The sequence below is a fragment of the Bradyrhizobium hipponense genome (genome assembly GCF_008123965.1).
Lineage (GTDB): Bacteria > Pseudomonadota > Alphaproteobacteria > Rhizobiales > Xanthobacteraceae > Bradyrhizobium > Bradyrhizobium hipponense.
Map to the genome: position 1 here is coordinate 96,491 of NZ_VSTH01000078.1, position 18,262 is coordinate 114,752.

Annotated in this window: 23 protein-coding genes and 1 riboswitch; of the genes, 11 read left to right on the forward strand and 12 right to left on the reverse strand. The window is 64.4% G+C overall.

What is annotated here, in order from left to right; all coding sequences use genetic code 11:
* Window positions 1–178: 178 nt before the first annotated feature.
* A complete protein-coding gene (locus tag FXV83_RS22875; protein WP_148741630.1) occupies window positions 179–397 on the forward strand; it encodes a hypothetical protein in 219 nt (72 codons plus the stop codon).
* Between the two features lie 83 nt (window positions 398–480).
* On the opposite strand, the gene FXV83_RS22880 is transcribed toward FXV83_RS22875, so the two are convergent.
* From FXV83_RS22880 to pdxH, 3 genes are read right to left on the reverse strand one after another with little or no spacing between them, the layout of a single operon-like run.
* Window positions 481–1,251: a class I SAM-dependent methyltransferase gene (locus FXV83_RS22880; protein ID WP_148741631.1), complete on the reverse strand. Its 771-nt coding sequence runs from the start codon at window positions 1,249–1,251 to the stop codon at window positions 481–483.
* 16 nt (window positions 1,252–1,267) lie between these two features.
* Window positions 1,268–2,020 carry an SDR family NAD(P)-dependent oxidoreductase gene (locus tag FXV83_RS22885; protein WP_148741632.1) on the reverse strand — a complete coding sequence of 251 codons (753 nt, stop codon included), beginning with the start codon at window positions 2,018–2,020 and terminating at the stop codon, window positions 1,268–1,270.
* Window positions 2,021–2,034: 14 nt separating this feature from the next.
* Entirely contained in the window at window positions 2,035–2,676 is a 642-nt protein-coding gene (pdxH, locus tag FXV83_RS22890; protein WP_148741633.1) for a pyridoxamine 5'-phosphate oxidase, read from the reverse strand.
* A gap of 113 nt (window positions 2,677–2,789) precedes the next feature.
* On the opposite strand from pdxH, the gene FXV83_RS22895 reads away from it, so the two are divergent.
* Complete coding sequence (locus FXV83_RS22895; RefSeq protein ID WP_187436090.1) at window positions 2,790–3,197, forward strand: RT0821/Lpp0805 family surface protein; 408 nt, start codon at window positions 2,790–2,792, stop codon at window positions 3,195–3,197.
* A 108-nt stretch (window positions 3,198–3,305) separates the two neighbouring features.
* Window positions 3,306–4,271 (forward strand): DnaJ C-terminal domain-containing protein, encoded by a 966-nt coding sequence (locus FXV83_RS22900; protein ID WP_148741635.1) that lies wholly within the window; start codon window positions 3,306–3,308, stop codon window positions 4,269–4,271.
* A 332-nt stretch (window positions 4,272–4,603) separates the two neighbouring features.
* On the opposite strand, the gene FXV83_RS22905 is transcribed toward FXV83_RS22900, so the two are convergent.
* A complete protein-coding gene (locus FXV83_RS22905; RefSeq protein WP_148741636.1) occupies window positions 4,604–5,374 on the reverse strand; it encodes an anti-sigma factor family protein in 771 nt (256 codons plus the stop codon).
* Between the two features lie 106 nt (window positions 5,375–5,480).
* Complete coding sequence (locus FXV83_RS22910) at window positions 5,481–5,969, reverse strand: sigma-70 family RNA polymerase sigma factor (protein ID WP_148741637.1); 489 nt, start codon at window positions 5,967–5,969, stop codon at window positions 5,481–5,483.
* A gap of 173 nt (window positions 5,970–6,142) precedes the next feature.
* Here FXV83_RS22910 and fabI point away from each other — a divergent pair, with 173 nt between their 5' ends.
* From fabI to FXV83_RS22930, 4 genes are all read left to right on the forward strand, one after another.
* Entirely contained in the window at window positions 6,143–6,970 is an 828-nt protein-coding gene (gene fabI / locus FXV83_RS22915) for an enoyl-ACP reductase FabI (protein WP_148741638.1), read from the forward strand.
* Between the two features lie 11 nt (window positions 6,971–6,981).
* The gene (locus FXV83_RS22920) at window positions 6,982–7,581 is read left to right on the forward strand and encodes a histidine phosphatase family protein (RefSeq protein WP_148741639.1); all 600 of its coding nucleotides are present in this window, start codon (window positions 6,982–6,984) and stop codon (window positions 7,579–7,581) included.
* Between the two features lie 88 nt (window positions 7,582–7,669).
* On the forward strand, window positions 7,670–8,758 hold the full coding sequence (gene aroC / locus FXV83_RS22925) for a chorismate synthase (protein ID WP_148741640.1): 1,089 nt from the start codon (window positions 7,670–7,672) through the stop codon (window positions 8,756–8,758).
* A 62-nt stretch (window positions 8,759–8,820) separates the two neighbouring features.
* Window positions 8,821–10,011 (forward strand): adenylate/guanylate cyclase domain-containing protein, encoded by a 1,191-nt coding sequence (locus FXV83_RS22930; RefSeq protein WP_148741641.1) that lies wholly within the window; start codon window positions 8,821–8,823, stop codon window positions 10,009–10,011.
* A gap of 40 nt (window positions 10,012–10,051) precedes the next feature.
* Here the strand turns inward: FXV83_RS22930 and clpS are convergent, their stop codons facing one another.
* From clpS to FXV83_RS22955, 5 genes are read right to left on the reverse strand one after another with little or no spacing between them, the layout of a single operon-like run.
* On the reverse strand, window positions 10,052–10,357 hold the full coding sequence (gene clpS / locus FXV83_RS22935) for an ATP-dependent Clp protease adapter ClpS (protein ID WP_148741642.1): 306 nt from the start codon (window positions 10,355–10,357) through the stop codon (window positions 10,052–10,054).
* Window positions 10,358–10,402: 45 nt separating this feature from the next.
* Window positions 10,403–10,744, reverse strand: a complete 342-nt coding sequence (locus FXV83_RS22940) for a DUF190 domain-containing protein (RefSeq protein WP_148741643.1) — start codon at window positions 10,742–10,744, stop codon at window positions 10,403–10,405.
* A 2-nt stretch (window positions 10,745–10,746) separates the two neighbouring features.
* Window positions 10,747–11,136 carry a fluoride efflux transporter CrcB gene (gene crcB, locus FXV83_RS22945; protein ID WP_430648945.1) on the reverse strand — a complete coding sequence of 130 codons (390 nt, stop codon included), beginning with the start codon at window positions 11,134–11,136 and terminating at the stop codon, window positions 10,747–10,749.
* A 45-nt stretch (window positions 11,137–11,181) separates the two neighbouring features.
* Window positions 11,182–11,583: a fluoride efflux transporter CrcB gene (crcB, locus tag FXV83_RS22950; protein ID WP_148741645.1), complete on the reverse strand. Its 402-nt coding sequence runs from the start codon at window positions 11,581–11,583 to the stop codon at window positions 11,182–11,184.
* A gap of 16 nt (window positions 11,584–11,599) precedes the next feature.
* Complete coding sequence (locus FXV83_RS22955) at window positions 11,600–12,811, reverse strand: MFS transporter (protein WP_148741752.1); 1,212 nt, start codon at window positions 12,809–12,811, stop codon at window positions 11,600–11,602.
* Window positions 12,812–12,918: 107 nt separating this feature from the next.
* Window positions 12,919–12,997: riboswitch (Fluoride riboswitch) on the reverse strand.
* 380 nt (window positions 12,998–13,377) lie between these two features.
* On the opposite strand from FXV83_RS22955, the gene FXV83_RS22960 reads away from it, so the two are divergent.
* Together FXV83_RS22960 and FXV83_RS22965 are read left to right on the forward strand one after the other, a co-directional pair.
* The gene (locus tag FXV83_RS22960) at window positions 13,378–14,256 is read left to right on the forward strand and encodes a DUF1194 domain-containing protein (RefSeq protein WP_148741646.1); all 879 of its coding nucleotides are present in this window, start codon (window positions 13,378–13,380) and stop codon (window positions 14,254–14,256) included.
* Window positions 14,257–14,399: 143 nt separating this feature from the next.
* On the forward strand, window positions 14,400–15,032 hold the full coding sequence (locus FXV83_RS22965) for a hypothetical protein (protein ID WP_148741647.1): 633 nt from the start codon (window positions 14,400–14,402) through the stop codon (window positions 15,030–15,032).
* 4 nt (window positions 15,033–15,036) lie between these two features.
* On the opposite strand, the gene FXV83_RS22970 is transcribed toward FXV83_RS22965, so the two are convergent.
* The gene (locus FXV83_RS22970; protein WP_347341080.1) at window positions 15,037–15,921 is read right to left on the reverse strand and encodes a nucleotidyltransferase domain-containing protein; all 885 of its coding nucleotides are present in this window, start codon (window positions 15,919–15,921) and stop codon (window positions 15,037–15,039) included.
* Between the two features lie 180 nt (window positions 15,922–16,101).
* Here FXV83_RS22970 and FXV83_RS22975 point away from each other — a divergent pair, with 180 nt between their 5' ends.
* Both FXV83_RS22975 and FXV83_RS22980 read left to right on the forward strand, forming a co-directional pair.
* Window positions 16,102–16,557: a GNAT family N-acetyltransferase gene (locus FXV83_RS22975; RefSeq protein ID WP_148741649.1), complete on the forward strand. Its 456-nt coding sequence runs from the start codon at window positions 16,102–16,104 to the stop codon at window positions 16,555–16,557.
* Window positions 16,558–16,628: 71 nt separating this feature from the next.
* Window positions 16,629–17,231, forward strand: a complete 603-nt coding sequence (locus FXV83_RS22980; RefSeq protein ID WP_148741650.1) for a hypothetical protein — start codon at window positions 16,629–16,631, stop codon at window positions 17,229–17,231.
* A 48-nt stretch (window positions 17,232–17,279) separates the two neighbouring features.
* On the opposite strand, the gene FXV83_RS22985 is transcribed toward FXV83_RS22980, so the two are convergent.
* Complete coding sequence (locus tag FXV83_RS22985) at window positions 17,280–18,086, reverse strand: GntR family transcriptional regulator (RefSeq protein WP_235940089.1); 807 nt, start codon at window positions 18,084–18,086, stop codon at window positions 17,280–17,282.
* Between the last annotated feature and the right edge of the window lie 176 nt (window positions 18,087–18,262).

The following is an 18,262-nucleotide window of genomic DNA, read 5'->3' on the forward strand; positions in this document are numbered from 1 at the left end:
CGAGACCTTTCGCCGTTCGCACAGACATGGCGGTTGGTGTCGCAGAATAGAGCGGGATTGAGGCTGCGCGGTGATACGTGCTCTCCGCCCCAATTCCTCCGGTAAAATTTGAGCGGTGGGCTGAACGTTTACGCGAAACTTGTCTGCGATAAGCAGTGCGTAGCCGCGAGGAACAGCCATGGTTGAAAAACACATAACGTCGCCCCGCAACGTCATCGATCTGGCGAACTACCGTCAGGTTCTGGCGAGCGGCAAGGCGTCGTCGATGTCGGCACGCATGTGCCGGCACTGTGGTGCTCCGCTGCTCGACGGTGAGAACGACGACGACTGCTCGACTGCACTCAACGCCGCAGCTCCCCGGCTGCGCGAACGGTCGCGTCGGATTCGACTCGATTGAGCAACGGACGGAAGGGCGGGCGATCCAGGTCTTGCGGCGGCTTTGTCTGGATTGCCTTGCTTCCCGCTTTCCCAGAAAATCACCTAGCGTGTCACGATCTGCGCCGTCGAGACGATGGTCTCGGCGATGACGCCGTTCCGGTTGAAGGAAGCTAGGCACTCCTCGACATCGCGCAGCATCGCCTCGACATGCTCGCCCACTGCGTCGGGCGAGGACAATGAGTAGGTGAGGGTGCGCCGTGCCAGGTCCTGCACACTGACCGCGTGGCTTGTCTCGACTGTGACGAGCTCAGCGCGCTGGAAGGAGCTGCCGCGAAAGAACGCGGGAAGGTCGCGATGGGTCCGCGTGCCGCGGCCGGCCTCCTCCCAGAGCTGCGCTGGTGACCAGCGGCGGCGGGCTTCATTATAACCATCAAGCCACGGGTTACGGCCGTCGGCAGCTGAGAACGAGGCGCAGATCGCGATAGCGCCGTCGCGCGCGACCAGCCGATCGAACAGGGCAAGCGTTTGGTCGCGATCCATCCAATGCAAGGCACGGCCGATCGTCACGACATCGAAGCTGCCGGTGTTGGGGGACAATGTTTCCGCCTTGCCTTCGATCAGCTTGAGCACATAGCCTGTGCTTGCCGCCGCGCGGCGCGCCGCATCGAGCATAGCAGGTTCAGGGTCAACGCCGACGATGCGGCCAACGTAGGGCGCGAAGCCGAGCGCCAGCAGCCCGGGTCCGGTGCCGAGGTCGATCAGGCCGCATCGCTTGGAAAGGCCGAGCTTTTTCGCGACGCTGCGAAAAAACTCAGGCGGGTAAGGCGGCCGCAAGTGCTCGTAGAGTGACGCAGTGCTCGCAAAACGGCCCATGCTTCGCGCGCCTGACCTAAACGTGCTGGCCGCCGTTGATGTGGATCTCCGCGCCGTTGACGTAGGACGATGTCTCCGTGCACAGCACGTAGATGATCTTGGCGACTTCGTCCGGCGTGCCGAGCCGGTGCATCGGGATCTGCTGCTCCACGATCTTCTCCGTGCCCGGCGACAGGATGGAGGTGTCGATCTCGCCCGGCGCAATGGCATTGACGCGCACGCCGATGCGGCCGAAGTCCGACGCCATCTCGCGCGTTAGCGATGCGAGTGCGGCCTTGGAAGTCGCATAGGCCGCACCCGCGAAGGGATGCACCCGCGAGCCCGCGATCGAGGTGACGTTCACCACCGAGCCTTTGGCCGTCTTCAGCTCCTCGATCAGTCCGCGCGCGATCATGATCGGCGCGAAGAAGTTGACGTTAAACACGTGCGTCCATGTGTCGAGATCGGTGTCGACGGAGCCGAGCCTGGAGCCGCCCGGTCCCTTCGGCGAGATCGCGGCGTTGTTGACCAGCGCATGCAGCATGCCGCCCTCGAGGCGGTTGCGAATGTCCGTAATCGCCCGTGTCGTGTCCGCGGGATTGCCGAGGTCGACCTGGATGTGATCCTCGGGGCCTGCGTCCCACGGACAATCCTCCGGGAATGGGTGCCGCGAGCAGGTGATGACGCGCCAGCCCGCCGAGGAGAAGCGGATCACGGTGGCGTGGCCGATGCCGCGGCTGGCTCCTGTCAGGAGCAGCGTGCGGCGCGGCGCGTTGGAGGGCTGCGGCATTGAAGTCTTTCCGGTCAGGGGTACATCCGCGTCTTGGACCACGGCTGGCCGGCGGCGTCACGGCGAAATTCGATGCGGTCGTGCAGGCGGAATGGGCGGTCGTGCCAGAACTCGATGCGCAGCGGCGTGATGCGCCAGCCGCTCCAGCCCGGCGGTCGGGGCACCTCGCCGATGACGTGTCTGGCGGCGACCTTGGCGATAGCCTGCTCGAAGGCAAAGCGGCTTTCCAGCGGCTGCGACTGCTTGCTCGCCCACGCGCCGATCTGCGCCTGCTTGGGGCGGGTGGCGAAATAGGCATCGGCCTCGGCCTCGGACACCGGCGTCACGTTGCCGCGGATGCGGACCTGACGGCGCAGCGATTTCCAGTGAAAAAGTAACGCGGCCTTAGGATTTGCGGCGAGCTCGCGGCCTTTCTGGCTCGCGATGTGGCTGTAGAAGACGAAACCCGCGGAATCGAAGCCTTTCATCAGCACCATGCGCACGTCCGGCAGCCCGTCCGCGTCGACGGTTGCGAGCGCCATGGCGTTCGGATCGTTCGGCTCGCTCTTGATCGCTTCGTTCAGCCAGGCCTCGAACAGCGCAAAAGGCTCGTCGGCGGTGGTGAAATCACCGGATGTTAAGGGTGTCTGGTGTTTCATCGAGGTCGTGTCGGTCATGTCTGGAGTCCGAGTTGCGTCCTGAGGCCCAAAACGCGTTGTTGTCCGCTACCGCTCTATATAGGGCATGGGGACGCGTTGGCCTATCGGCGATGCGGCCGTCCGGCCTTGTCATGACGATGATTCTGATCGGGCTCGGCGCCGGCGGTTGCAGCTTTTCTCGCAGCGAGAGCAGCGCCTATGCTAAGGCCGAGGACAGCGATCTCACCGGCTCGATCGCGCGGCCGGCGAAGGAGGCCGCACCGACCGAGACCGATCTCGCCTTCGCCCGCAATGCCGCCTCCGACGTCCTGAGCCAGGGCGACAAAGATTCCAGCCAGCACTGGGAGAATCCGCAGACCGGCGCGCGGGGCTCAGTGACCCCGATCGCGCAGTCCTACGCCGCCGAGGACGGCCGCAAGTGCCGCGATTTCCTGGCGAGCTATGTCAACGGCAGCACCGAAAGCTGGCTTCAGGGCGCCGGCTGCCAAAGCAGCCGTGGCCGTTGGGAGATTCATACGCTAAAGCCGTGGCGGAGTTAGGAATCGGCTCCGCGGGCTAGTTGCAAAAATGCCACTGGTCCCCACATGAAGCCCAGGTGGGGCGGGGAGCCCTTTGATCATATCGATTTCCGAGAGGAGACGTGACGGATGCGCGACCCCTATGAGGTCTTGGGGGTGCCGCGGAGCGCCAACGCTGCCGCGATCAAGAGCGCCTATCGCAAGCTTGCCAAGAAGCACCATCCCGACAGCAACAAGAACGACCCGAAGGCGGCCGAGCGCTTCGCTGAGCTCAATACCGCCAACGAGATCCTCGGCGACGAGGACAAGCGCAAGCAGTTCGACCGCGGCGAGATCGACGCCGACGGCAAGCCGCGCTTCCAGGGGTTTCCTGGCGGCGGCGGTCCGCGCGGGCGTGCGGGTCCCGGCGGGTTCGAAAGCTATACATTCCGCAGCGGCGGTGCGGGCGCAGGCCCGGGCGGGGGCGCGTTTGAGGACATCCTCAACAGCATGTTCGGCGGCGGGATGCGCGGGGCGCGGCCCGGTGCCGGCGGCGCCGGGCAGTTCGAATTCGACACGGGCGGGATCGGGCTGGATCTCGACCTGAACGTCGCCATGACCGTCTCGCTGGAAGAGTCGGTGCAAGGCGGGGAGAAGCGTGTCCGGTTGCCGTCCGGCAAGGAACTCAACGTCAAGATTCCGGTCGGCGTCGTCAGCGGCCAGCAGATCCGGCTGAAGGGGCAGGGCGAGACCGTGCCCGGCCATCCGCCCGGCGATCTCCTGATCACCATCACCGTCGCACCGCACGCCTTCTTCAAGGTCGAGGGTGCCGATCTGCGGATCGATCTGCCGGTCACGCTCTACGAGGCGGTGCTCGGCGGCAAGGTCCGCGTGCCCACCCTTGGCAATGCCGTGGAGCTCTCGGTCCCCAAGAACACCTCCAGCGGCCGGACCTTCCGTCTCAAGGGCAAGGGTCTGCCCAAGGCGGGCGGAACCGGCGACCTCTTCGTCATCGTCAGGATTATTCTACCGGACGGGAACGACGCCGAGCTTGAGGCATTGATGGAAAAGTGGCGGGACCAACATCCCTACAATCCGCGTAGCGGGCTTGGTTAGGGCGATACCGGAATTTGAATGGGTTCTCCTAAAGGTCAAGAGCATTTTCCTAGCAGATGATGCTCATCATACCGTCGCCTGAAGCGCGGCAACGTTGCGCGATCCCAGGTGCTCGACGTGTCGGATGTCCGGCGGGACGGCCGATGAAAAGGTGCGGCCTCGAGAGGGGGACCAGCGCGGTACCAAAAACCCCAATCGAGGCCGCCTGCGTCGATCGGCGGATCGAACGCTGCTCAGTTTCGCGTGAGCATCCGGTGCGATAATGAGACGCGCCGATGTCCTGATTCCAAATTTTCAATGTCGGAATCGAGGCACCGCGTTCGCGCGGTTGTTTAGGTGCCGCTTTTCTCTGCCTGGTCGTAAACGGCCTGCGCCACCTTGGTCAGCCGGTCGCGGTCACCGCTGCCGCTGACGACGTAGCCGACGCCGCGGTCGGCCCAGAACAGCGCTCCATCCTTGTCCGTTTTGGCGTAGCGCATCTGCGTCGCGCCGCTCTCGGTCTTGGCGGTGTAGATCGTGTAGCGCTCGCCCGAGGGGCCCTCATACATCAGGAACGACGCGGGCCCGTTCGGCCCCGGCAGCAACCGACCGCCGACGAGTTTCAGCCCGCTCGCCTCCAGGTTCGGCGCGAACACGGTCCAGCCGCAGCGCCTGGTCAGCCAGGCCTGGAGGTGGTCGCGTTCGTTGCCACCGACCTCGACGGGATGACGGACCTCGACGACATAGAGCCGGTGGGCGTCGAGTGCGTCCGCCGTGAAGCTCTGGAAGGTCGACGGCGTGTTGGCGGCGCCATGCGCCACCCAACCGGCCGCACCGCCGGCAACGAAGGCAACCAGTGCAGCGGCGACGGCGCCATAGAGCCACTGCCTCGGGCGGCGTTCCAGCCGCTCCAGTTCCAGTCGCGCCGGCACCGGCTCCTGGGCGACGTCGTCGTAGCGGGCGTGCAGCATCTCGGCCATGGCGCGCCAGGATTGCACCCGCTCGGCATCCTCGGGGTGGGCGGCGAGCCAGGCCTCGACCTCGGCGCGGCGCTCGGCCGGCAGTTCGCCGTCGACATAGGCGTGCAGCTCGTCCTCGGTGATTGGAATATTGCGGTCCTTCATATCGGTCGTCTCTGGCTCTGCGGCCCAAAATATCGTTCGCGGCTGACCTTCGCTTTGTCCCTCTGCAAGCAGAGGACGCGACATGCGCAATGCATCAACCCTGCCATCATTTCACCCGCCTGAGCGCCGGGCGCTCGCCCACCAGCGATGCTTTGACGTGGGCGCGGGCTCGCGCCAGGCGCGACATTACAGTGCCGATCGGCACGCCCTGGATATCGGCGACCTCGCGGTAGCTCATGCCCTCCAGCATCACCAGCAGCAGCACCGAGCGCTGCTCCTCGACGAGCGTCGCCAGCGCCCTTTCGATGTCGCGTCCCTCGGCTTCGGTCCCGCTGGCATCGGGGTTGTTCTCCGTCAGCTGCATGAATTGCGGCCGTCTTGCCAGCGATCGGCGCCGGTTCTTGTTGAGGTTGGTCAGGATCGTGTAGAGCCAGCTCCTGACGTCGCCTCCGAGAAACAATCGTTCCGAGCGCAGCGCTCGCACCAACGTGTCCTGCACCAGATCGTCGGCCGCATCCGCATCGCGCGTCAGCGCGCGGGCGTAGCGGCGCAACGCCGGGATCATGGCTTCGACACTCTGGCGAAACGCACTCATGGCCGTCTTGACGTCCTTAACGTTCGGCGCGAGCGCCTCAACGATGATAACACCCGAACGGAACGGCTATTCCGGCGTTTCAAACAGCGTTAACGCCGCGGATTAGGACTGTACCGCGAAGGAGGGCTGGTGTACCTCCAGACATCAACCCCGCTCGATGGGACATCAAGAAAATGGCGCAGAATTCAGGTCTGATGCAGGGACTGATGCAGGGCAAGCGCGGGGTGATCCTCGGCGTTGCCAACAACCGCTCGATCGCCTGGGGCATCGCCAAGGCATGCCACGCGGCCGGCGCCGAGCTCGCCTTCACCTACCAGGGCGATGCGCTGAAGAAGCGCGTCGAGCCGCTCGCCGCCGAGATCGGCGGCCTCGTGCTCGGCCATTGCGACGTCACCGATGCCGCGACGATCGACGCGGCGTTCGCGGTGCTGCAGGAGAAGTGGGGCAAGATCGACTTCCTGGTGCATGCGATCGCCTATGGCGAGCAGCTCGACGGCCGTTACGTCGACACCACGCAGGAGAATTTCACCAAGTCGATGCTGATCTCCTGCTATTCGCTGACCGCGGTCACGCAGCGCGCGGAGAAGCTGATGACCGACGGCGGCTCGATCATCACGCTCAGTTATTACGGCGCCGAGAAGTGGATGCCGCATTACAACGTGATGGGCGTGGCAAAAGCTGCGCTGGAGGCCAGCGTACGCTATCTCGCTGCCGATCTCGGCGAGAAGAACATCCGCGTCAACGCGATTTCGGCGGGGCCGATCAAGACGCTCGCCGCCTCCGGCATCGGCGATTTCCGCTATATCTTGAAGTGGAACGAGTACAACGCGCCGATGCGCCGAAACGTGTCCACCGAAGACGTCGGCGGCAGCGCGCTGTACTTCCTGTCCGACCTGTCGCGCGGCGTCACCGGCGAGGTGCATCATGTCGATTCCGGCTATCACGTGCTCGGCATGAAGCGGCCGGACGCGCCGGACATTTCGCTGGGTGGCAAGGACTAAACCTTACCTGAATGCCCGTGCCCACGATCTACTTTCTTCGCCATGGCGAGACCGAGTGGAATGCGCTCGGGCGGCTCCAGGGCACCAAGGACGTTCCGCTGAACGTGCGCGGCCGCGGGCAGGCGGTGCATGCCGCGGGCGTGCTGGCGGACCTCTTCAAACGCGACGGGAAGGACAAGGCGGCGCTGCCTTACGTGTCGAGCCCGCTCGGCCGTGCACGCATGACCATGGAACTTGTGCGCGGCAGCCTCGAACTACCGCCTGCCGACTATTCGCTCGACGATCGCCTGCGCGAGATCGGCTACGGCGTCTGGGAGGGGCTGACGCTGGCCGAGAGCGAGGCAGCCGATCCCGACGTCTATGCAAACCGCCTCGCCGACAAATGGACGGTGGCGCCAGCGGGGGGCGAGACCTATGCGGCCGTGCAGCTGCGCATGCTCGACTGGTACGAGTCGCTGCTGGTTGACACGGTCGCGGTCGCCCATGGCGGCACCTGCCGGGCCCTGATGGTTGCGCTCGGCATTGAAACCCCGGCCAGCGCAGCTGAGCTCTATATCGAGCAGGGCGCCGTCTACGTCTTCCGCGACGGGCGGCTGGAGAAGTATAGTTAAGTCCTGCGACCATCATCCGGGGGCCGTGCTGCGGTTTGACCCCCGGCCCCTCGCGCGTTACCACACGCCGGAACCAAGCGAGCAGCGCATGTCCTTCAACACCTTCGGCCACATGTTCCGCGTGACCACCTTTGGCGAGAGCCATGGGGTGGCGATCGGCTGCGTGGTCGACGGCTGCCCGCCGCTGATCCCGCTCACCGAGGCCGATATCCAGCAGGACCTCGACCGCCGCCGGCCCGGCCAGTCGCGCTTTACGACCCAGCGCCAGGAGCCGGACCAGGTCAAGATCCTGTCCGGCGTGATGGCGCATCCCGAAACCGGCGTTCAGGTGACGACAGGCACGCCGATCGGGCTGTTGATCGAGAACACCGACCAGCGCTCCAAGGACTATTCCGAGATCAAGGACAAGTTTCGCCCGGGCCACGCCGACTTCACCTACGAGGCCAAATACGGCCTGCGCGATTATCGCGGCGGCGGGCGCTCATCCGCGCGCGAGACCGCGACACGGGTTGCCGCCGGCGCGATCGCGCGAAAGGTGCTGCCAGACGTCAAAGTGCGCGGCGCGCTGGTGCAGATGGGCCCGCACAAGATCGATCGCGACAATTGGGACTGGGACGAGATCGCTAACAATCCGTTCTTCTGTCCCGACAAGGACAAGGCGGCGTTCTTCGAGAGCTATCTCGACGGCATCCGCAAGAACGGCTCCTCGATCGGCGCAGTGCTCGAGATCGTCGCCGAGGGTGTGCCGGCAGGATTGGGCGCGCCGATCTACGCCAAGCTCGATGCCGAGCTCGCTTCCGCGATGATGAGCATCAACGCGGTGAAGGGTGTCGAGATCGGCGCCGGCTTTGGCGCCGCCGAACTCACCGGCGAGGAGAACGCGGACGAGATGCGCAACGGCAACGACGGCACGCGCTTCTTGTCCAACCATGCCGGCGGCGTTCTGGGCGGCATCTCCACGGGACAGCCGGTGGTGGTGCGCTTCGCCGTGAAGCCGACTTCGTCGATCCTCCAGCCGCGCCTGACGGTCGATCGCCAGGGCGCCGACACCGAGATCATGACCAAGGGCCGCCACGACCCCTGCGTCGGCATCCGTGCCGTCCCGGTCGGCGAAGCCATGATGGCCTGCGTGCTGGCCGACCACTTCCTGCGCGATCGCGGGCAGGTGGGACGTTGATGTCGCGGTACTAGCCCACCGCGCAGCTTGACGATTCCACAACTTCGTCCGCAAATGCGGTCATGGAAACTTTCGAGCTCCAGCGCATCATCAACTGGCTGATCGACGGCGCCTGGTCGTCGAAGGCCCCGGCCGAGATGACTGCGGAAGCCTGCGAACGTATGGTCGCAGCCGGCCTGCCGCTATGGCGGTTCGGCATCTTCATCCGCACGCTGCATCCCGAGATTTTCGGCCGCAACTTCATCTGGCGGGAGGGCGAGGAGGTCGAAATCGGCACGGTCGATTTCGAGATCCTGGAGACGCCGGAATTCGCCAGAAGTCCTCTGCGGGTCGTATTCGAACAGGGACTGGAGGTGCGGGGCCGCATGGACGACCCCGGCAGCAAGCGCTTTCCGTTCCTCGACGACATGCGTGCCGAAGGCGTAACCGACTACGTCGCGGTGCCGCTGCCGTTTCTCGACGGCTCGATCCACGCAACGAGCTGGACCACACGACATCCTCGCGGCTTCAGCGACAGCGACATCGCCGCAATCCGGGCTCTGATAGCGCCGCTCGCGCGCGTCAGCGAGATCATCAGTCTACGCCGCACCGCCGAGATGCTGCTCGACACCTATGTCGGCAACAGCGCCGGCGCGCGCATCCTCGGCGGTCAGATCCGCCGTGGCCACAACGAGACCATGCAGGCCGCAATCTGGCTGTCGGATTTGCGCGGCTTCACCGCGCTGTCGGACCGGCTGCCGGCCGAGACGGTGGTCGAGATCCTCAACCAATATTTCGACTGCCAGGTGACCGCGATCAGGGGCCACGGCGGCGAGGTGCTGAAATTCATGGGCGACGGCCTGCTCGCGGTGTTCCCGATCGACGAATATGTCGGCGACGCGGCTCATGTCTGTTCGCGCGTGCTGGAGGCCGCACGCGAATCCCGTGCCAGCATCGAGGCGCTCGCGTTTCCGGTCGGCGACGTCATCGAGCGCTTCCGCTTCGGCGTCGCGCTGCATGTCGGCAACATCCTCTACGGCAATATCGGCGGCGGCAACCGGCTCGACTTCACCTGCATCGGCCCTGCCGTCAACCTGGCAGCACGGCTGGAGAAGATCGCGGGCCGGTCAGGACGGACCGTCGTGGCCTCGGAAGGCTTTGCGAGTGTCTGTCGCGAAAGCTGGCGTGAGCTTGGTGAATTTCCGATCGCGGGATTTTCCAAGGCGCAGCGCGTGTATGGACTGGCCGAGGAGGCGCCCGTGGTGATGGCTTGAAGCAGGACGAACAAAGTAGTCGCCGCGCAGAGCTCGCGCCCTATTCCTCCGGCTCCGTCGTGAACAGCAGCGGATAGCCCTTGGTCCGGCCGGCATCCGTTGCGCGCGTCGCCTTGGTCTCGGCGACGTCCCTCGTGAACACGGCGACCACGCAGGCGCCCAGCTTGTGCGCGGTGATCATCACCTTGTAGGCCTGATCCTCCGTCATGCGGAATTCAGCCTTCAGGATCATGGTGACGAATTCGCGGGGCGTGAAGTCGTCGTTGATGAGGATGACCTTGTGCAGCTTCGGCCGCTCGACTTTGGTCTTCGTCCGGGTTTTCGGCTTGGTAACAATGTCGTTCATTCCGCCTCCTGAAACGGCGGGCGTCTCTCGGTTCCAGCCGCGGCGTCAGCCTGCGGCCTTCTCACCATATTGCAGGACCTGCACCTTCTCCAAGGTGATCAGCCCGCTCGACATCATGCCATCCAGGATGGGCAGGAATGCGTTGATGTTATCCTCGCTGTCGACGATTTCGATCAGCAGCGGCAGATCCTCCGAAAGCCGCAGGATTTTCGAGGTGTGCAGCCGGCTCGATTTGCCGAAGCCCATGGGGCCGCGCAGCACCGTGGCGCCGGCCAGGTGCTGCTCGCGCGCCTTCATCACGATCGCCTCATAAAGCGGCTTGCCGTCGCAATGGTCACTCTCGCCGATGAAGATCCGGAGCAAAACGGCCTGATTGGGAATTTGCATGATCAGCTCCTCTTCAAGCGGTTGTAGCGGCTCCCCATCATATAGCCGAGCCACACCGACACCAGCCAGCAGACGACGGACGCCGCGACATAGGCGAACGCAGTGTACTTCATGCCGCCATGGAGCAGGCGGAAGGTCTCCAGGCTGAAGGCCGAGAAAGTGGTGTAACCGCCGCAGAACCCGGTCATGACGAACTGCCGGTGTTCGGGCCGCGCCAGCACCCGGCCGTCGGGACCGGTCAGTGCGGCGTAGAAGCCGATGATCAGCGAGCCGGTCGCGTTGATGAACAGTGTCGCAAAAGGGAATCCGGGCCCGGTGTCGAGCGCAAGGGAGACCAGATAGCGCGTCAGGCCACCGGCGATGCTGCCGGCGGCCACCCAGGCATAAAGCATCGCGCTGCGCCAGCGTTCGGTGGAGGAGGGGACATTCACGTGTGACTAGCCTCCAAGTGTGTCTGCAAGCGTGTCTGCGAGGAGGAAACCGCAGCTGACGGCGAAAAGACACAGACCGACCGAAGCCACGATATTGCCGAGCGCAGCGCGCTTCTCGCCGTTGCGCGCCAAGGTCAGCGTTTGCAGGCTGAACGAGGACACGGTGGTGTAGCAGCCGAGAAAGCCTGTCACCGCGAACAGCCATGGGCCCGGTGCGGCGAAAATCGAGGCCGGGTGCGTCGCCAGCGCGCCGAAGATGCCGATCAGGAAGGCGCCGGTGACGTTGATGGTCATGGTGCCCCAGGGAAAAGTCTCGCCCAGCCGCCGCGCGATCGCGCCGGAAACGAAATAGCGCGTGCAGCCGCCCAGCATGCTGCCGATCACGATCGCGGTCACTCCGCTCAGCACGACGAATGGTCTCCCCTCATCCCTTGCGCTCCACGCTCAGTCCATTGCCGATCACGAGCAGCCCAGCAAGCGCGACCAATGCGAAGCCTAGCCCGGCCAAGAAGGTGCCGACCGGACCGAAGGCGTCCCACAGCGCGCCGGCGATGACGCTCGCCGCCAGCAATGCAATGCCGGTGAGCAGATTGAAATAGCCGAACGCAGTGCCGCGTAAATTGGGCGGCGCGGTGTCGGCGACGAGGGCCGAGAACAGCCCTTGCGTTAATCCCATGTGCAGCCCCCACAGCACGACGCCGAGCGCCAGACCCGCAAGGCTCGGCAGCAGAGCGAGCGCGAGATCGGCTCCCGCAAGAAAGACGAGGCCGAGCGCGAGCAGGCCGGTCCGGCTGATCCGATCCGACAGCACGCCGGCCGGATAGGCCGAGAGCGCGTACACGATGTTCATCAGCACCAGCACGGCGGGCACCCACATCGCGTTGAGGCCGATGTTCTGCGCCCGCAGGATCAAAAAGGCCTCGCTGAAGCGAGCGAGCGTGAAGACGATTCCGACCGCGACGACGCGCCAGTACACCATTCCGAGTTGCCGCATCGCGGCGAGGTTGAGCGGATTTTTCGCAGGCTCCCGGCTTGCGTCGGGCTCAGGTTCGTTGACCGCAAACGCGATCAGTCCGAAGGACAGAAGTGCCGGCAGTACGGCCACCCAGAACACGGCGGTAAAATTATCCGCGGTGAACCACATCAGGCTGATTGCCGCGAGCGGGCCCAGAAAGGCTCCAATCGTGTCGAGCGATTGGCGCAGGCCGAAGCTCGCGCCGCGCAGGCCTATAGGCGCGATGTCGGCGACCAGCGCATCGCGCGGCGCACCGCGGATGCCCTTGCCGACGCGGTCAATGAAGCGCGCTGCCACCACCCATCCGACGCTGGGGGCGAGCGGGAACAGCGGCTTGGTGAAGGCGGCTAGCCCGTAGCCGAGCGCGGCGAGCAGCTTGCGCCGGCCGAGCCAGTCCGACAGCGCGCCGGAGAAGATTTTTGTGATCGAGGCGGTCGCCTCCGCGATGCCCTCGATGAAGCCGACGGTCAGCGTGGAGGCGCCGAGCACGGTGACGAGATAGACCGGCAGCAGCGCGTGGATCATCTCCGAGGAGATGTCCATCAGCATCGAGACGAAGCCGAGCACCCAGATCCCTCTGGGCAGTCCGGCGCGCGCGGCATTCGGTGCGGTCGTCGTCACGTCCTGGCCTTCGTCCTCAGGCAAAAAAACCATCCCGCAACAAAAAACCCGCCATCGGCGGGTTTGTCCATGCTCCCGCAAAAGGCAGAGGCTCAAAGATTGCCCCGCCTCAAGCAGAAGTCATCAGCCCTCTACGATCATCGACCGCCGGGCAGTTGTCGGGGGGACTCCATCCCCATCTGTGCGGTCAGCCTAGCATGGAAATCGCGCCGGACAATAGGGTGGGAGGATGCCGCGCATATCATGCACGGGTTTGACCCACGCATCCGTCCAGAACGAAAGCGCTCTTGCGGAGATGGATTTCCGGGTCCTGGCGCCGCCAAGGCTTCGCCGGGCTTTCGATGCTGGGCCAGCGAGGCTTTAGCGAAGGTGGCAAGCCCGGCAATGACGTTCGGTGTGTTCCGTACGCTCCAGCGGCATCGAGATGGCGAAACGGCGGCATCTTCGCGCAAGCGTGCAAATCCTAACTCGCAAATTCCTAACTCGAATGTGAAGCACAAGCGATCTTCGCACTTTGCGGCAGGGCGATTGCATGTCACCATCGCGTCATACGACGGGAGACTGCGATGCGCTTGCTGTTCTCGATCGGGGCTGTGCTGGTGGCCGGCGTATTTGCCGGAGGGGACGTCGCGGGCATCGCGGCACCTGGACCTAAATCTGAGCGGCCTAAATTCGAAGCGCCTAAAAGCCAACCGCAGCAGCAAGCGGCCGACAAGGACGGGCAGACCGTCGATGTCGAGCTGATCCTCGCGGTCGACGTCTCCTACTCCATGGACATGGACGAACTGGCGATCCAGCGCGAAGGTTATGCGCAGGCGATCCAGTCGAAGGAATTCCTGCAGGCGTTGAAGATGGGGCCCAACGGCCGGATCGCGGTGACCTATTTCGAGTGGGCCGCCTCGACCGACCAGAAGATCATCATTCCCTGGCGGCTGATCGACGGACCGGAGACCGCGGACGCCGTCGCCGCCGAAATCATGAAGACGCCGATCCGCCGCGCCTCGCGCACCTCGATCTCCGGCGCGATCACCTTCGCGATGCCGCTATTCGACGAGGATCCCTATCGCGGGATCCGCCGCGTAATCGACGTTTCCGGGGACGGCCCCAACAACAATGGCAGCCCGGTCACGGTGGCGCGCGACGCCGCGATCGAGAAGGGCATCGTCATCAACGGCCTGCCGATCATGGTCAAGGAGCCGTCCTATTCGACCATGGATATCGACAATCTCGACTATTACTATGAGGACTGCGTCATCGGCGGCCCCGGTTCCTTCGTCATCACCATCAAGGACCGCGACAAGTTCAAGGAAGCGATCCGCACCAAACTCCTGATGGAGGTCGCAGGCCTCAAGCCGGAGCGTCCCGTGATGCGGGTTGCGGACAAGGAGCCGCGCGTCAGCTGCTTGATCGGCGAGAAGATCTGGTCGGACCGCTGGGGGCGGTGAGACGCTACCCCCGAGGGGGTTGAATTTAACCGTTCGTTAATCGGTGAGTGGCCCTAATCCAGTTGTTTCCGTCAATGACCTGACATGGCTGGCCGGCGCGCAGACGAAGGCGGGTTTGTCAGACGGGTCCGCCGAGCAATCCAATGGCCATCGTCACGCAGAGCACCAGCCAGATTTCTCCTGCCAACGAGCGTGTCTATCATCAAAGTAACCTGCTCGGTGAATGGAAGGGCAATTGGGCGGGAAACAATCAGGCCGTCGGCTTCAAGGTCGTGAACATCCGCGGCGCCCGGGCACAGGTGGAGTACACCCATAACGGGCACACCGAGCGTGGTTTTGGCAAGGTTGACGGTGCAACCATCAGCTTCGGTTCGGTCACGATCGGGACCAAGAACGGCAAGAATGCGGCGCTCGTGTTCTCCGCCGGCGGCGGTCAGGCGAGCGCATCGCTCGAAAAACAGGCCCCGCCGGCCTCCGAAAGCCGCCTCATCGGAAGCTGGGGTGGCTATTCGGCCGACAACAACAAGAGCGCGAGCTTCCGGGTCGTCTCCATCACTGGCAACGAGGCGCTGGTCACGACCACCATCGACGGCATCACACGGCAGGGCACCGGCATCGTCTACAAGAACGTGGTCATGTTCGGACAAACGCAGATCTCGACGGACGACGGAAAGAACGGCAAGGTCATCTTCCAGGTCGGCAGCAAATCTTTCCAGGTACCGGTGACGAAACTACCGCCGGCAGATACGTCGTCTTCGGTGGACAGGACGGCGTAGCCGCTCAGGGCTGCTTCTTGCCTGACTGCGTTAGGGCCTTCAATTGCCGGTCGATCTGACGCAAGACGTCGCAGGCGGGCGCGAAAGCACCACCGCCGATCAGCCGCCAGATCTCCGTTGCCTGCTCGGCCAGACGCGGAATCGTCAGAGGCAGCCGCGCCGCTTCCAAGAGCGCACCCTTTTCGTTGATGAGATAGCGTTCGTTGAGAGCGAACACGACCTGCGCGACGCAGGCGAGCGACCGGTAGGCGCATCCAGCGATATGGGTCTGTTCGCCGCGCGCGATGGCAAGCTCGGCATTCTCGATGCCGAACAGGATTTCCCACTGGAAGCGCCGGATCAACGCCTCGCGCAGTGGCCTCGGATAAGGCAGAGCGATCGATTTCAGCCGGGCGATCAGCGCTTGCGGATCGTGCAGTGGCCGGCAATGAGCGACCTCTCCCATCCAGATCGCCGAACAGAAGCCGTGTGGATGGCCGGGCTGGTAATCGATGCTGACGATGCCGGTCCGGCAGGTTTCCATTACGGCTTCGACCGCCTCGGCGTCGCGATAGAGCAGATCGACCTTCTGTCCGTCAACCGACAGCCAGGCGCCTCCGACGATCCACGGTCCCCATTCGCCGATCTTCGTCACTGTCGCGGCGGCGGGATCATCGGCGATTTCCTTTACGGCGGCGAGCAACCGTGCGGTATCCAGCGGAATCGCCGCCTTGAAATAGAGGCCGATGTCGTAGTCCGACGTTGCGTGCCCGCTTCCCCGCGCGCGCGAGCCGCCGAGCACGATGGCCGCGACGCCTGGCAGTTCGCCAAGTGCGGACGTCAGACGCGTGAGCAGCGGATCGTGCGGTATGGAGGCCAGCTTACGTCGGCGCGCGACCTGTGCAAGGATGTCAGCGCCGGGCGCGGCTGCGGGATCGGCATGGCCGTGTGGCAGCTTGCGCGGAAGACATCGAAGAACTTTGTCGCGGCCGATCGCGGCGGGAATCAGCTTACCTTCGGGATGGTCACGGATGGCTCGAGCTGACTTCGTCGGCCGGGCGTGACCGGCTCGAAGTCAGGAGAGTGACGAATGCCGACCGCAAGGCTAGCCGAAGATTCCGATCTCTCCGCGCTGCTCGAGCTGTTTCGCGCCTCGGAGGTCAGCGTGGCCGCCGAGCCGCTGGAGAGAGTGGAGGACATCTGGCGGCAGACATTGTTCCGCGACGATCTCGCCGTGTTCGTCTCGGCGGTGGAGAGCCGCATCGTCGCCAGCTGTATGCTGATCACTGCGCCGAACCTGTTGCGCGCCGGCCGGTGCCACGGCTTCCTCGAGAATGTCGTGACCCACCCCGACTATCAGGGACGCGGCCACGGACGCGCCGTGATCGCGGCGGCGCTAACTGAGGCCTGGCGCAAGGACTGCCATCACGTCCTGATGCAGAGTGGCCGCAAGGACGCCCGCGTGCATCGCTTCTATGAAGCTTGCGGTTTTATTCCGGGCTTGCGGGTCGGCTATGTCGCGCACCGGCCCGCGCGCCCGGCGTGATGGCGGCGCCACTCACTGGCATTCGCGCTGTCCGGAGGGTATAATCGACGGAGTTTTTGATGGTAGCCTGAATGTCCGATCTTGCAGGTCCATGCGGTCTCGCAACTCTCTTCGCGGTGCTCTGCCTCGCCGGAGCGCCGGCTCATGGGCAGGCCGCACCGCTGAGATATTGGATGCCAGGCGGGCCTTTCGGCTTTGGCGGCACCAGCGGCCAAGCCTCCGATAGCTATAGCAACTTTCCAAGCTTCAATGCCGGCGATGAAGACGGAAGCTACGGCCTTCGCCCCGGTCTCTTTGTCGGAAGCCAACGCGGCAATGTTGGTTTGAGTGGCCTCAGCCAGCCCGCGCAGGCCGGCAATTTCAGCGCGCTTTCTTATGACAGCACGCAGTTCGGCTACAACACCAAGACCGCTGGCGGCATGCCCGTCACGTTCTTTGCCGGTTTCGACACGCTGAAATACGGCAACGGCCTTGGCAGCTCGCTTGCGCCGCTCACCTCCAGCACCACACCCGGCTATGGTGGGTTTGCGGGGGTCGAATTCAAGCCGACCTCCAACCTCAGCCTGTCGTTCGGGGTCGGCTATAGCCAGCAGCAATCGGGGAAGATGGACAGCGACATCAACTCCTCCATGCTGCCCGGCGAGTCGCCGGCGTTGGGCGGCTTGCGTCGTTGAGCGTTCACGCGTCAATTTCGCCGCCCGCTTGACCACGGCCGCGTTGGCCTACGACAAGCCCGCCACCAGCGGGCGTTGCAGGTGCTTCGCCATCAGCTCTGCCGCTTCGGCATAACGCCGCGTTTCCAGAACCTCGAGCAGGCGTAAATGCTCGCGCACGTGCCGCCGCATGCCGTCGCGGTCGGCGAAGCTGCGATAGGCGAACAGGCGTCTGATCGAATTCACGCGCCTCAGCGACTCAAGAAAGAAGGGATTGCCGGCGCCGCGGATGATCTCCTCATGGAATTCGCAACCAGAATGAAAGACCTCGCCGATCGTCATCTTCTCGAGCTCGCCCTCGAATACGCGCTGTTGACGCTCGCGCAAGCGTGCAATCACATCCTGCGACAGCGCAAAGCCGGGCTGCGCGATCGCCGCCGGCTCGATCACCGCGCGAAACGCCATGGCCTTGGCATGAGCTTCGGGGCTTGAGACCGTCTCTGCGAAGCGCCAGCCATAACCCGGCAGGCGTGCAACCCAGCCCTCGGCAGCGATCCGGTCAAGCAGCCGCTGCAGCTCGGCCCGGCTGAGGCCATAGCGGCGCATCAGCTCCGCCTCGGTGACATCAGCCGGCAGCCGGCTTGCGAGCACGTCGCCTGCGATGGTCGCATAAACCTGTTCGCGGCGCCGGACTGCTGCGAGGGCTGGCTGGGCGGCGCCGCTGGTCGGGTTCTTGGCCAGCACGAACCCGCGATGCGGCTCGCCGCGCGCGAGCCCTGCCGTTTCCAGAGCCTTGAGGCCGAGCCGGATGGGCGCGCGTGAAAGATCGAGCGCATCGGCAAGCCTTTGTTCGATCAACCGATCGCCAGCTTTCATGCCTTCGCGTCGGGCAAGCGCCATGATCAGGCCGGCGAGGTGCTCAGCGCGCTCGGAACCGCCTCTACGTGAGGCGGGCTGTCGGGAACTGTCGGAGGCAGTCATTGCAGTGCACGCAGATTTTGAGCTTGACAGACTGTTCCACAGATTGTTCTTTAAGGCAATAATATACAATC